The organism is Bacteroidia bacterium (assembly GCA_027493955.1).
Lineage (GTDB): Bacteria > Bacteroidota > Ignavibacteria > SZUA-365 > SZUA-365 > JAOSJT01.
This window is the reverse complement of sequence record JAOSJT010000001.1, coordinates 2243333-2258764: the sequence shown is the minus strand read 5'-3', so window position 1 is coordinate 2258764 and position 15432 is coordinate 2243333. Positions and strand designations below refer to the sequence as shown.

Annotated in this window: 4 protein-coding genes; all 4 read left to right on the top strand. The window is 56.5% G+C overall.

Features of this window, described 5'->3' with window-relative positions; all coding sequences use genetic code 11:
- The first annotated feature begins 256 nt into the window (after positions 1-256).
- Complete coding sequence (locus M5R41_08535; GenBank protein ID MCZ7556433.1) at positions 257-3478, top strand: dockerin type I domain-containing protein; 3222 nt, start codon at positions 257-259, stop codon at positions 3476-3478.
- Positions 3479-3944: 466 nt separating this feature from the next.
- Positions 3945-7184 (top strand): hypothetical protein, encoded by a 3240-nt coding sequence (locus M5R41_08530; protein MCZ7556432.1) that lies wholly within the window; start codon positions 3945-3947, stop codon positions 7182-7184.
- Between the two features lie 627 nt (positions 7185-7811).
- A complete protein-coding gene (locus tag M5R41_08525) occupies positions 7812-11039 on the top strand; it encodes a dockerin type I domain-containing protein (GenBank protein ID MCZ7556431.1) in 3228 nt (1075 codons plus the stop codon).
- Between the two features lie 880 nt (positions 11040-11919).
- Complete coding sequence (locus M5R41_08520) at positions 11920-15180, top strand: dockerin type I domain-containing protein (protein ID MCZ7556430.1); 3261 nt, start codon at positions 11920-11922, stop codon at positions 15178-15180.
- Positions 15181-15432 lie beyond the last annotated feature (252 nt).

Here is a 15432-nt window from a genome sequence, read left to right as displayed (position 1 = left end):
CGAGTGGTATCGTCGGCGCGGGAGGATAGCCTCCTAGTGCCCTCGACTTGCGCGCCCCCAAGGTCCCATTTCTATCCATCCGAGACAGTTTTTCGGACTTGCGAAGGATGCTGATTTCATGTATTTTTTACTGATTGACAAAATAGGCGCACCACCCGATTGGTTTTTCAAAGATCGGGACGAGGAAGCTCATCCACAGCAAACCTCGAGATTCAAATACATATTCTCATCCACTCTCTATCTGCTTGGAGGTCGTATGACCATACGTTCCATGAACGCCCCCCGCTGGTTACTTGTGCTCGGAGGGCTTTTTTTGTTGCCGCTCATTGTCGCAGCACAAACGCCTCAGTACTCAAATGCGAGCACGGGAAACAGCAACAATGTTTTCCCTTTCGGTTCAACCTCGACCATGAAGGTCCAGCAGAACTACATGAATAATGAGTTCTCCGGTGCCTATGCGGGGAATATCGTCACCGTGTTCTGGAAACGGAATACCGCCAGCACGTTGACGACATACACGAACCTGAAGATCTGGCTCGGTCAGAATCCTGCCAACGCCTTCCCGTCCACGACGACGTTCTATACTCCGGTGACGCTGGTGTATAGCGCGGCGAGCACAGCCATCCCTGCGGGTAATGCGGGTGACTGGTTCTCTGTTCAGCTCCAAACACCATTTTATTACAATCCGAACCAATCCCTGGTCGTGCAGGTCTGTCATGAGGGCTATTCCGGGGGAGGTATTCAGTTACGCACATCCAGTATGACGACCCCGCCTTTTCGGCGCATCTGGGCATCTACATGCACGACGAATCCCGGAAGCAGCACCGACGGTAACTGGTACGATTTCGGTTTCAACATGAATCCGGCGCTTCCCGACGATGCGGGAATCTCGGCACTGGTCTCGCCGATCAACTTCTGTACCGGGACCTATGACATCAAGGTGAAGCTCCGCAACTACGGCACGAACACCGTCAACAACGTGACCGTGAACTGGAGTTTCGACGGCGTGCCGCAAACACCGATCGCGTACAACACGCCCATCCCCTCCACGACGGAGGTCGATCTGACTCTCGGTTCGCGGACTTTCGCATCCGGTATCAGCTATCCTCTCGCCGTGTGGACCTCTCAGCCGAATAATGTGGCGGACAGCTTCCCGCAGAACGACACGCTGCGCGCAAACCTGAAAGCAGCGATCAGCGGAACGTATACCATCGGCGGCGCGTCGCCGAACTACGCCACCTTCGCCGCCGCGGTTGCGGATCTTACCGCTAACGGTATCTGCGGTCCCGTGGTGTTCAACGTCCGAAGCGGCACGTACACAACGAAAATTGATCTTGCCAATATTGCCGGAACCTCGGCGGTGAATACGGTCACGTTCCAATCCGAAACCGGTAACCGCGCGGATGTGATTATCAATTACGCCGCGACGTCGACGACGGACAATTACGTCCTCCGCTTCGGTGGTGCGAAATTCGTGACGTTCAAGAACATGACGCTGAACGCCACCAACGTGTCCTACAGCACCGTCGTGGAAGTGACCGGCAGCTCGAACGACTGTACGGTGGAGGGCTGTGATCTGAACAGTCTTCCGGCGACCTCCACCTCGACGAACAACGCCGTGGTTCGTTCCAACACGGGCACCCTCGCGCATAACATGACCTTCCGCGGCTGCAATATCCGCAACGGCGCCTACAGTATGTACCTCTACGGCTCGAGCACGACTTCGACGATGAACAATCTCCGCGTCGAGAACTGCGAGATCACGGGCATGTACTACTTCCCGCTGTATTTCTATTATCTCGGCGAACTCAAGCTCATCGGCAACAAGATCGTCCAGAATTCCGCCTACGCCACGAAGTATCTCGGCTACCTGATGTACGGCTTCAATACGCAAATCGAGCGCAATACCTTCGTGAGCGACGGTGGCTCGACCGCGTACGGTCTGTATATTTACTACGACAACTACTATCAGGCGGGCATGTCGCGCATCGTCAACAACATGATATCCGTGCGCAATGTGACCAACGCCTATTACGGCATCAATCACTATTACAGCAACGGCAGCCTGTTCGCGCATAACACTATCCGCGTCGAGAGCGGGTACGCGAGCGGTTACGCGCTGTACTCGTACTACGGCGCCAACAACACGTACCGCAACAACATCGTCATGCACACCGGCGCCGGCTACGCCTGGTACGTGGCGCCCGGTACCAACGTTACCGCATCAAATGACAACAACTGGTATAGCGCCGGAGCGAATCTGGCGTACTGGGGCGCGGCGCGCGCGAATCTGGCAGCGCTTCAGGCCGCCTCCGGACAGGATGCGCAATCGGTCAGCAAGCCTGTGAGCTTTGCCGATGTGATGTCCGGGAATCTGCATCTGGTCGCTCCCTCCGACGACGATGACGATCTGATCGGCGTGCTTCTGCCGCAGGTGACAGACGACATCGATCTCGAACCGCGCGTGCGTCCGTACATGGGCGCCGACGAGGCCTGCTATTTGATCGCCAACAGCCTGACCTACGACTTCGTGGACGGCTCAGGCAATCCGATCGGGTACGTCGAACTTCCCGGAACGATCGGCGTGCGCTACCGCGTGATTTTCCCGCCGTTCGACGCGACGATCACGATGACGGCGAATTTCTACAGCGTGCCGGGCAATCAGCTCATGTACAGCGAGACGTTCAGCGCGAACAAGCTGGCCAATCAGGATCTGAACGGCACGTCGTACTTCAATCTGCCGGCCTCGCTGCCCTCGGGTTACTATAAGATCGAGCTGGTGTTCAACACGAAGAACAGCTGCGGCTACTACCGCAACTACATGCCGTATCCCTCGTCGCTGCTGCTCGTGCCCAATGGCGCGACGCCGTGCGAAGTGTGGCCGGGCGACGTGAACAACGACGGCGTGGTCAACTACACGGACCGCAAGGATCTCAACGAGTACATCCATGACGCGAACCTGAGCACGCAGTGGCTCAACGGTCCCGCCCGTTACCGCGCCGACGCGGTGCAGAATCCGCTGACCTACATTCAGTGGATGCCGCAGGCGAGCGCTCCGTGGTTTACGGCGATGGGCTGCTACATGGATGCCGACGGTAACGGCGTGGTGAACAACTTCGACTACCTCGCCATCAAGCTCAACTGGATGCGCCAGCACGGCGGCGTGGCTCCGCGCCTGGGCGACAGCTTCGCACCGACGACCTTCGACATGAGCCAGAACTTCCCGAATCCGTTCAATCCGACGACGGTGCTGCAGTACAGCGTCCCCGAGCCGAGCCGCGTGCATCTGCGCGTGGTGGACATGCTGGGCCGCGTTGTGGCGACGGCCGTTGACGGTATCGTGGAAGCCGGCGTGCATCAGTACACCTTCGACGCCGTGAATCTTCCGAGCGGTCAGTACCTGGCCATCGTGAACATGACGGGCAACGAAAGCGGCCTGAGCTTCTCGAAGACCGTTAAGATGACGCTGAACAAGTAATCCGCGTCAGAGCATTTCTGCACAGCGCATCCCGCCCACTGCCAGGGCGGGATGCGCTTTTTCTGTGCGAATAGGGAAGGAAAAAGGCGTGTAGACCTACCAAGCCGGCATCCCGTAACCGTACACAGCCCCCCCTCTGTGGCCGCTCGCACGGTTGCCCCGCAACGAATCATAACCATCCTATTCGAAAATGCGTGAGCATCCGACGAAAGGGAGCATCTGAGAACATTTTCCCCTGTAACTTTTCGGCATCTGATGTGTCGTTTATTATTGTGCGAAATTGCCGCTTCTCCTTATTGGGAGAGGTAGCTGTTTCCATTTATTTTAGCTAAATGAAGCCGGTTGTTGGAACCTGGCAACACAACCGGTCATTTCCTCTCTCTTCCGAGCCCGCCGAACGCCGACGAGCTGGCCACATACAATGATTCGTACATCTGCATCATCCACAATCACATTCGGAGGTACCATGACACTGTGTACCAAACCGTGTGCAAGCTTACGTGTATCCGGAGCTCTCACACTGTTCGCACTGATCATGTTGTTACAGATCGGTCCACTGCAGACCGATGTCAGCGCACAGGGAGCGTACATGCTCTCGACGCAACCCACCTCGACAACGTCAACCTCGTCGAATTCCTTTATTTCCTTCGACATCACAGCGCATCAGGCCGTGCGACTCTACCGTTTTCAGAATACCTTCGCGGGGACGGGCACCACACTCGTGGACATCTGGGCCCGGCCGAACGGATACGTCAATCAGAACAACGGCTGGATCCATCTGGGCCGCGCCAATGTCACCGTGACGAGTACGACCACCTACACCGAGATCCCCATCAATCTCGATTTTCTCATTCAGGCGAACGAGACCTGGGGCTTCATCATTTCGCATCACACCATCTCGGTGAAGTACAATTCCACCGTCACTCCGGCGACGTATACCGACGGACGCATCACCATCAGCTGCGGCAACCACTGCGCAGGTACCGGCACTGGTGATCCAGTGACGCAAGTGACCAGCTTCAACTTCAGTCTCTGTCCCCGCCAGATTGCCGGAGCTGTTCGATACGATGAAGGCGCAACGGCGCCGAACGATGCCGGCATTTCGGCGCTGGAGTCCCCCAAGGATTTCTGCGCTGGCACGCATGACATCAAGGCGACCCTTCAGAATTTCGGCATCAATCAGATCACTTCGGCGACCATCAACTGGAAACTGAACGGCGTACCACAGACACCTGTGAGCTGGACCGGCCTGCTCGATACGTTGAACGCCACCACGCGAAAGACCACGGTGACCCTTGGCTCACAGAACTTCACTTCCGGTATACCCTACACCTTCGAGCTCTGGACCTCGAATCCGAATGGGGTACCGGATACCTCGAATGTGAACGACACCTTGCGGGTTACACGCAAAGCGGCGATGTCCGGTACCTTTACCATTGGTGGGGCCTCGCCGGATTATTCCACAATCGCAGCGGCGATTGCGGATCTTCATGCGAATGGTGTATGCGGTCCCGTGGTGTACAATATCCGTTCCGGGACGTACACGGAACAGATGGCCTTTGGCAACGTCGGATCCATCTCCGGCACCTCCTCCGTCAATACGATCACGTTCCAGTCCGAAAGCGGGAACAAGAACGACGTCACAGTGCAGTTCACCTCCGTGACGGGTAATCCGACGCTGTACTTCAACGGCATCAGTTGGGTGACCATGAAGAACATGACCATACGCGCGCTCAATGTGAGCTATGGGGTTGTCGTGTACCTCACCGGAGGTTCGCAGAACATCACAATCGAGAACTGCGAACTCATCGGTCCGGTAACCACCACGATCTCGACGAACACTGCCGTGGTGTGGTCCACCAGCGGTTCGCTCGATCACAACTTCACCGTGAAAAATACCGGCGTCCGCAATGGAAGCTACGGCATGTATATTTACGGCAGCAGTACGACGTCCACCATGAACAACCTCCGTGTCGAGGATTGCGAGTTCACCGGTCAGTACTATTTCCCGATGTATTGCTACTACGTCGGCGAGGTCAAATTCATCGGCAACAAGGTTGTGCAGAACTCCGCCTACGCGACGAAATATCTCGGCTACTTCATGTACGGCTTCAACACGCAGATGGAGCGGAACACCTTCCTCTCCGACGGCGGAACCGGAGCCTACGGTATTTACATCTACTACGACAACTACTATCAGGCGGGCACGTCACGTATCGTCAACAACATGGTTACCGTGCGTAATGTGGCTACCGGCTACTACGGTATCAACCATTACTACTGCAATGACACGTATTTCGCGCACAACACCATCATACTCGAAAGTCCGTACACATCCGGACGTGCCCTGTATTCCTACTACGGCGCCAACAATCGCTACCTGAACAACATCATCCTGAACACCGGCGCCGGATACGCCTGGTACGTCCTTCCCGGGACCAACGTGGTGGAATCAAACTATAACAACTGGTTTAGTTCCGGTACCAATCTCGCATACTGGAATGCCGACAGGGCAAACCTTGCGGCTCTGCAGGCGGCGTCTGGTATGGACGGCGCATCCGTCAGCAAGCCGGTGAGCGTCGCCGACGTGTTTGTGGGGGATCTGCATCTGGTAGCGCCTTCGGACGACGACGACGATCTGATCGGCGCGCTTCTGCCCTCGGTCACCGAAGACATCGACAAGGAACCGCGCGTACGTCCGTACATGGGTGCCGACGAGGCCTGCTACTTGATTCCGAACAGCCTGACGTACGACTTTGTGGATGGTAGCGGCAATCCGATAGGATTCGTCGAACTTCCGGGCACTGTTGGTGTTCGTTACCGTGTGATTTTCCCGCCGTTCGACGCGACGATCACGATGACGGCGAATTTCTACAGCGTACCGGGCAATCAGCTGGTGTTCAGCGAGACCTTCAGCGCGAACAAGCTGGCCAATCAGGATTTGAACGGCACGTCATACTTTAATCTGCCGGCCTCGCTGCCCTCGGGTTACTACAAAATCGAGCTGGTGTTCAACACCAAGAACAGCTGCGGCTACTACCGCAATTACATGCCGTATCCCTCGTCGCTGCTGCTCGTTCCCCTCGGCGCTACTCCGTGCGAAGTCTGGCCGGGCGACGTGAACAATGACGGCGTCGTGAACTACACGGATCGCAAAGATCTCAACGAGTACATCCACGATGCGAACCTGAGCACGCAGTGGCTCAATGGTCCGGCCCGCTATCGCGCCGACGCCGTGCAGAATCCGCTGACCTACATTCAGTGGATGCCGCAAGCCAGCGCTCCGTGGTTCACGGCGATGGGCTGTTACATGGATGCCGACGGCAACGGCGTGGTCAACAACTTCGACTACATTGCCATCAAGCTCAACTGGATGAAGCAGCACGGCGGCGTGACACCGCGGAGCGATAATGGCTTCACACCGACGACTTTCGACATGAGCCAGAACTTCCCGAATCCGTTCAATCCGACGACGGTGCTGCAGTACAGCGTACCCGAGCCGAGCCGCGTGCATCTGCGCGTGGTGGACATGCTGGGCCGCGTTGTGGCCACAGCCGTTGACGGCATCGTGGAAGCCGGCGTGCATCAGTACACCTTCGACGCCGTGAATCTTCCGAGCGGTCAGTACCTGGCCATCGTGAACATGACGGGCAACGAAAGCGGCCTGAGCTTCTCGAAGACCGTTAAGATGACGCTGAACAAGTAAGCAGCACCGCGCAGTTTCATTGACAGGCCCGCCCCGTCTCCAACGGGGCGGGCCGATCTGTATCCTGGCGGCGGCTGCGATGGATGGAAACTGGCAGTTCCCAGTTTGCGCCTGTTCAAAATGGCAATTCAGCGCCGCGAGTCTATCACCTGCAATCGTTGCGAAGCAGGGAGATGCTTCCACGGAATGAGCCTTCGTCTTTGGGTACGGCTTTAGTGATGGTTGTTTGCATCAACTGTCCGATAGCATTTCGCCACGAATAGTGGAAAAATATCACGGTTCATCGCTAAAAGTGAATAGCGGATACAGTTGTTCGAAGAAAGAACCCACGTCTGTTGTCTGCTCTCGAACAGCGCTGAAGGCCTAAAACAAGCCATTTACGATGAAATTCGGGTCAACAAATGAAAAATACGCTGCAGTGGCGCTTTTAGGAGCTAGCAGGCGAGAGAATGTGTGCCGATCGTAATCCATGGAGAAAGAAATCCCCCTTGCGCGGCTACATTTCTTGTTGTATTATAGTGAAGATTTGTAACATGTGTAAAATACGATGATCCTGATTGGGATTTTTCTGCTCCTCAGGCTCATCATCCACGAATAGTCCTTTCTTCACATAAGCCTGGAGGCCGTATGACCATACGATCCACATTGTTCCGCAGTTCGCTTCTGCTCCTGTGCATGGCTGCGTGGCTGACCTTTCCGTCGGCGACGCTTGATGCGCAGACTCCGCAGTTCTCCCACGCGAGTACCGCGAACAGCAACAATATCTTCCCGTTTGGCTCGACCACAACGAACAAGGTTCAGCAGAATTTCATGCCCAATGAGTTTCCGGGAGCCTACGCCGGAAACATCACTACCGTGTACTTCAAGCGGAACACGAACAGTTCTGCGACGACGTACACCAACCTGAAAATCTGGCTTGGTCTCAATCCGACCAATGCATGGCCTTCGACGAACGCATTCTATACGTCCGTCACACAGCATCTGAATGCTACGACATTCACCATCCCTGCCGGGAACGCCGGTGATTGGTTCAGCATCCCGCTGACAACACCGTTCTATTACAATCCCGCACAGGCCTTCGCCATAATCGTATGCCACGAAGGATACTCCGGTGGTGGTGTCCAACTCCGGACCTCCTCGATGACAACTCCTCCGATGCGGCGCCTCTGGGCGAGCGGCTGTAACACTACCACCGGTTCCACCGATGGTAACTGGTATGATTTTGGTATCGATATGAACCCGACGCTGCCGGACGACGCGGGAATATCCGCACTGGTTTCACCGGTGAACTTCTGCTCCGGCACCGAAGACATCAAGGTGAAGCTGCGCAATTTTGGCACAAACACAATCAACAATGTGACTGTCAACTGGTCGTTCGATAACGTTGCGCAGACCCCGATCAACTACACTACTCCGCTTCCGTCGAATACGGAAGTCGAGCTTACCCTCGGCACGCGCACTTTCGCTGGCGGCGTCAACTATCCGCTGCTGGTGTACACCTCGCAGCCGAACAGTGTCAACGACAGCTTTCAGGCGAACGATACATTACGTGCGAATCTGAAAGCTGCCATCAGTGGCAACTACACTATAGGCGGCGCTTCACCGGATTATGCGACCTTCGCCGCGGCAGTGGCCGATCTGGTTGCCAATGGCATTTGTGGTCCCGTGGTGTTCAATGTGCGCAGCGGCACCTATACAGCCAACATCGACCTTGCAGCCATCCCGGGTGCTTCTGCGGTCAACACCGTCACCTTCCAGTCCGAGACCGGGAACAAAGCGGATGTGATCATCAACTGGGCGGCATCCTCGACCACGAACAATTTCGTGCTCCGCTTCAGTGGCGCGAAGTTCGTGACGTTCAAGAACATGACGATGAACGCGACGAATGTTTCGTTCAGCACCGTCGTGCAGCTCAGTGGAAGTTCTTCGGACAATACGGTGGAAGGTTGTGACCTCAACAGCCTCGTCGCCACGTCCACTTCAACGAACAACGCGGTGATTTTCGGCACCAGCGGCACGATGAATCACAACACCACCTTCCGCGACTGCAATATCCGTAACGGCAGCTTCGGCATGTACATTTTCGGATCGAGCACAACCGCGACGATGAACAACTTGCGCGTCGAGAATTGTAATTTGACCGGTGCGTACTATTTCCCGGTGTATCTGTACTATATCGGACAGCTCAAGTTCATCGGAAACCGCGTAGAAAACACATCCCCCTATGCCACGAAGTATCTTGGCTACTTCATGTACGGCTTTGATACGCAGATGGAAAGAAATGTCTTTCTTTCCAGTGGCGGATCCACGGCGTACGGCATGTACATCTACTACGACAACTACTACCAGGCTGGCAATTCGCGCATCGTCAATAACATGATCGTCGTGCGCAATGTGAACACGGGCCAGTACGGCATCAATCACTACTACGCGACGAACACGCTCTTCGCGCATAACACCGTGATTCTTGAGAGCCCTTACACTTCCGGCAGGGCGATTTACTCGTACTACGGCAGCGGCAACCGCTTCCTGAACAATATGATACTCAACACGGGCGCGGGTTATGCCTGGTACGTACTCCCCGGCTCGAACATCGTGGAATCGGACAACAACAACATCTACTCCACGGGTGCAAACCTCGCCTACTGGAACGCCAATCGTGCCAATCTCGCGGCGCTGCAAGCGGCGTCCGGTATGGACGGCGCCTCGGTGAGCAAGCCGGTGAGCTTCGCGGATGCGATGACCGGGAACCTGCACCTGGTCGCTCCCTCGGACGACGATGACGATCTGATCGGCGTGCTTCTGCCGCAGGTGACAGACGACATCGATCTCGAACCGCGTGTGCGTCCATACATGGGTGCCGACGAGGCCTGCTACCTGATCGCCAACAGCCTGCAGTACGACTTCGTGGACGGCAGCGGCAATCCCATCGGCTACGTGGAGTTGCCGGGGACCGTCGGCGTGCACTATCGCGTGATTTTCCCGCCGTTCGACGCGACGATCACGATGACGGCGAACTTCTACAGCGTGCCGGGCAATCAGCTCATGTACAGCGAGACGTTCAGCGCGAACAAGCTGGCCAATCAGGATCTCGATGGAACGGCGTATTTCAATCTGCCGGCCTCGCTGCCCTCGGGCTACTACAAGGTTGAACTCGTGTTCAACACGAAGAACAGCTGCGGCTACTATCGCGACTACATGCCGTATCCGTCGTCGCTGCTGCTCGTGCCCCTCGGCGCGACGCCCTGCGAAGTGTGGCCGGGCGACGTAAACAACGACGGCGTGGTGAACTACACCGACCGCAAGGATCTCAACGAGTACATCCATGACGCAAACCTGAGCACGCAGTGGCTCACAGGTCCCGCCCGCTACCGCGCGGACGCCGTACAGAATCCGCTGACCTACATTCAGTGGATGCCGCAGGCCAGCGCGCCGTGGTTCACGGCCATGGGCTGCTACATGGACGCCGACGGTAACGGCGTGGTGAACAACTTCGACTACCTCGCCATCAAGCTCAACTGGATGAAGCAGCACGGCGGCGTGGCCCCGCGCCTGGGCGACAGCTTTGCCCCGACGACCTTCGACATGAGCCAGAACTTCCCGAATCCGTTCAATCCGACGACGGTGCTGCAGTACAGCGTACCCGAGCCGAGCCGCGTGCATCTGCGCGTGGTGGACATGCTGGGCCGCGTTGTTGCGACCGCGGTGGACGGTATCGTGGAAGCCGGCGTGCATCAGTACACCTTCGACGCCACGAATCTTCCGAGCGGTCAGTACCTGGCCATCGTGAACATGACAGGCAACGAAAGCGGACTGAGCTTCTCGAAGACCGTCAAGATGACGCTGAACAAATAGCCTCATCACCAGTCCCCATTCGAGTCCCGCCCCGCTTTGTGTGGGGCGGGACTTTTTTCTTTCCAAGCTCATGACATCCCAAAGCCAGTACCTACTTTCTGCATGCGTAACGGAAAAATTCACGCTTTTCCGCAGTTGCGGAACTGCTCTGTTGACAACAGATTTTTGTGCGTAATCTCTGTTGTCGCAGCCTAGATAGTGACATTTGGAGGACCCTCCCTACATACACCGAGAGATCCGAACGCCGCACTTCTCCGCCTGAGGTGGACACACCGCGTTTACCTTGTTCTTCGAACACCTGTTTTGCTGCGGTTCAACCTGCGGCTGATCCGTGTGAAGTTCTTGTGAATGCCCGAAGAAGTTGATGTCATCCCATGAAATGGACCAGGGTACGGCGCTGGTGGGAACACTGCGGCTGACTGGTGTGCGCAGTTCGGCTGACGCGAGCCATTTCAGCGGGAGCTTCGCGCGGAACTCTGTCGGATGATTCATACCGCTAAGGAGAGCAGGGGGGGAGCGTTACCGGGCTGTTATCGGCCGCGTGTGTACTTGCTCGTCCGGGTGGAACGCGCATTCTTCGGGCGGGATGCTCCCCAAATACAGCGGTTATACCTCGTGATAAAACGGGACATGTGAGAAACATTCAAAGGTACTTGCTTTGAATGTGAAGGAAATACTATATTGACATTATGCATTAATCTGCTCGAACCTCTCTCATCCACTCCTGAGTTCGATCAGCGCTACTGAAAAGCCCCTGCTTGCGCCATGCGTGAAAATACTTCACGATTTGGGAATTGAACAGCTTTTCGGCCGTAGCGGGTATTTCGGTACCCCTCCAGCACTGCGACCCCACTCATCTACATTTTCAGGAGTTTTCAGTATGAGAAGAGCCCTTACAGTGCAGTCATCCGTGAAAACGGTTGTCTGTTTTCTCGTTGTGGCGTTGTTCGCCGGCTTCACCCTTCCGGAGGATGCGCAAGCGCAGACCCCGCAATATTCCTTCGGTCTCGCTACCGGTGGAAATTCCATCCCTTTCAATCCGAACCTTTCGACGTCCTGGCAGAAATGGCAGGGTTACTATAACGCAGGACTCTTCACCGGCGCCTATGCCGGCAATATCACGAGCGTGTTCTTCCAGCGCAATCAGGCGACGTCCGGAACGACATACTCCAATTTCGGCGTGTATCTCGGCCAATCCTCGTCGACCACCTTCCCGACGAATCAGTTTTTCTCTCCCATGCAGCAAGGTCTCTACCAGGCCAGCTACACCATCCCCGCCGGCTCGGCCGGTCAATGGTTCCAGATCGTCCTGACGACGCCGTTTTACTATAATCCGAATCAGACGCTCATCGTGCAGATTTGCTCCGAGGGTGTGACGGCAGGGACCGGCTTTGCCATGAACGATGGTGCGGCCGCCGCAACGCCCAACGTCACGCGAATGTGGGGCGGTCCGGGTGGCTGCAACACGGCCTCGCCATCGGGATCCAGCTCCAGTTATCGCGCCAATTTCGGCTTCAATCTCAGCCCGGCCTTGCCGGACGATGCAGGCATCTCCGCTCTGATCTCCCCGATGAATTTCTGCACCGGTACGCATGAGATCAAAGTGAAATTGCGCAACTTCGGTACCAACACCTTGAACAACGTGACCGTAAACTGGAGCTTTGACGGTGTGCCTCAGACTCCGATTGCGTACAATACACCCATCCCGACGCTCACCGAAGTGGATCTTACCCTGGGTACCCGGACCTTTGCCTCCGGTATCACCTATCCGCTCGCCGTCTGGACGTCACAGCCGAACAACGTCGCTGACAGCTTCACACCGAACGACTCCCTCACCGCGAGTCTGAAGGCGGCGGTAAGCGGCACGTATACCATAGGTGGCGCATCTCCCGACTACCCGACATTTGCCGCTGCTATCGCTGATCTGGTGGCCAACGGTATTTGCGGACCTGTAACGTTCAATGTGCGGAGCGGGACCTATTCCACCAACATCGACCTGCAAAGCATTCCGGGTGCTTCAGCCGTCAACACCATCACCTTCCAGTCCGAGACCGGCAACAAGGCGGATGTGATCATCAATTGGGCGGCGACTTCGACCACCAACAATTTCGTCCTCCGTTTTGGTGGCGCGAAGTTCGTGACGTTCAAGAACATGACCTTGAACGCGACGAATGTTTCGTTCAGCACGGTCGTGCAGCTCAGCGGGAGTTCCTCGGACAACACAGTCGAAGGTTGCGACCTCAACAGTCTCGTGGCCACCTCGACCTCGACGAACAACGCGGTGATTTTCGGTACCAGCGGCACCATGAATCACAACACTACCTTCCGCGACTGCAATATCCGCAACGGCAGCTACGGCATGTACATTTTCGGAGCCAGTACAACCGCAACGATGAACAATTTGCGCGTCGAGAATTGTAGCTTGACCGGTGCATACTACTTCCCGGTGTATCTGTACTATATCGGACAGCTCAAGTTCATCGGGAACCGCGTGGAAAACACGTCCCCCTATGCCACGAAGTATCTTGGCTACTTCATGTACGGCTTCGATACGCAGATGGAACGGAACGTCTTCTTATCCAGCGGAGGCAGCACCGCGTATGGCATCTACATTTACTACGACAATTACTATCAGGCCGGCAATTCGCGTATCGTCAATAACATGATCACCGTGCGCAATGTGAACACCGGCCAGTACGGCATCAACCACTATTATGCGACGAACACGCTCTTCGCTCATAACACCGTGATTCTTGAGAGCCCCTACACTTCCGGCAGGGCGATCTACTCGTACTACGGCAGTGGTAACCGCTACCTGAACAACATGATACTCAACACGGGCGCGGGCTATGCCTGGTACGTACTCCCCGGCTCGAACATCGTCGAGTCGGATAACAATAACATCTATTCCACGGGCGCAAACCTCGCCTACTGGAACGCCAACCGTGCCAACCTCGCAGCGCTGCAAGCGGCATCGGGCATGGACGGCGCCTCGGTGAGCAAGCCGGTGAGCTTCGCCGATGCCTTCACGGGTAATCTGCACCTGGTTGCTCCCTCGGACGACGATGACGATCTCATTGGCGTGCTTCTGCCGCAGGTGACAGACGACATCGATCTTGAACCGCGCGTGCGTCCGTACATGGGTGCCGACGAGGCCTGCTACCTGATCGCCAACAGCCTGCAGTACGACTTCGTGGACGGCAGCGGCAATCCCATCGGCTACGTGGAGTTGCCGGGGACCGTCGGCGTGCACTATCGCGTGATTTTCCCGCCGTTTGACGCGACGATCACGATGACGGCGAACTTCTACAGCGTGCCGGGCAATCAGCTCATGTACAGCGAGACGTTCAGCGCGAACAAGCTGGCCAATCAGGATCTCGATGGAACGGCGTATTTCAATCTGCCGGCCTCGCTGCCCTCGGGCTACTACAAGGTTGAACTCGTGTTCAACACGAAGAACAGCTGCGGCTACTATCGCGACTACATGCCGTATCCGTCGTCGCTGCTGCTCGTGCCCCTCGGCGCGACGCCCTGCGAAGTGTGGCCGGGCGACGTAAACAACGACGGCGTGGTGAACTACACCGACCGCAAGGATCTCAACGAGTACATCCATGACGCCAATCTGAGCACGCAGTGGCTCACCGGTCCCGCCCGCTACCGCGCGGACGCCGTGCAGAATCCGCTGACCTACATTCAGTGGATGCCGCAGGCGAGCGCTCCGTGGTTCACGGCCATGGGCTGCTACATGGACGCCGACGGTAACGGCGTAGTCAACAACTTCGACTACCTCGCCATCAAGCTCAACTGGATGAAGCAGCACGGCGGCGTGGCCCCGCGCCTGGGCGACAGCTTTGCCCCGACGACGTTCGACATGAGCCAGAACTTCCCGAATCCGTTTAATCCGACGACGGTGCTGCAGTACAGCGTCCCCGAGCCGAGCCGCGTGCATCTGCGCGTGGTGGATATGCTGGGCCGCGTTGTGGCCACGGCCGTTGACGGTATCGTGGAAGCCGGCGTGCATCAGTACACCTTCGACGCCGCGAATCTCCCGAGCGGTCAATACATGGCAATCGTGAACATGACGGGCAACGAAAGCGGCCTGAGCTTCTCGAAGACCATCAAGATGACGCTGAACAAGTAAGCGTCATTCCCAAGCCTCATACGAGTCCCGCCCCGCGTCCAGCGGAGCGGGACTCGCTCGTTTAATACACTGATAATGGATCCGTCCGTCAAGGGAGACGCGAAGCATGCGGGTAGGGAGCCCCCGGATATTCCCATCAATCTTGCGCATTGATCTTCCCTCTCACCTTCAGTCCATCGGCAGGGAGGTGGCGGACATGATGCGGCTCGTCGTGCATCGTCTCGCGTCGGGGTTTTTCCCGAGATGAAACGG

Bases quoted from the DNA above. Each gene is read 5' to 3' on its own strand.
- M5R41_08520 (MCZ7556430.1), top strand. From the start codon at position 11,920: ATGAGAAGAGCCCTTACAGTGCAGTCATCCGTGAAAACGGTTGTCTGT.
- M5R41_08535 (MCZ7556433.1), top strand. From the start codon at position 257: ATGACCATACGTTCCATGAACGCCCCCCGCTGGTTACTTGTGCTCGGA.
- M5R41_08525 (MCZ7556431.1), top strand. From the start codon at position 7,812: ATGACCATACGATCCACATTGTTCCGCAGTTCGCTTCTGCTCCTGTGC.
- M5R41_08530 (MCZ7556432.1), top strand. From the start codon at position 3,945: ATGACACTGTGTACCAAACCGTGTGCAAGCTTACGTGTATCCGGAGCT.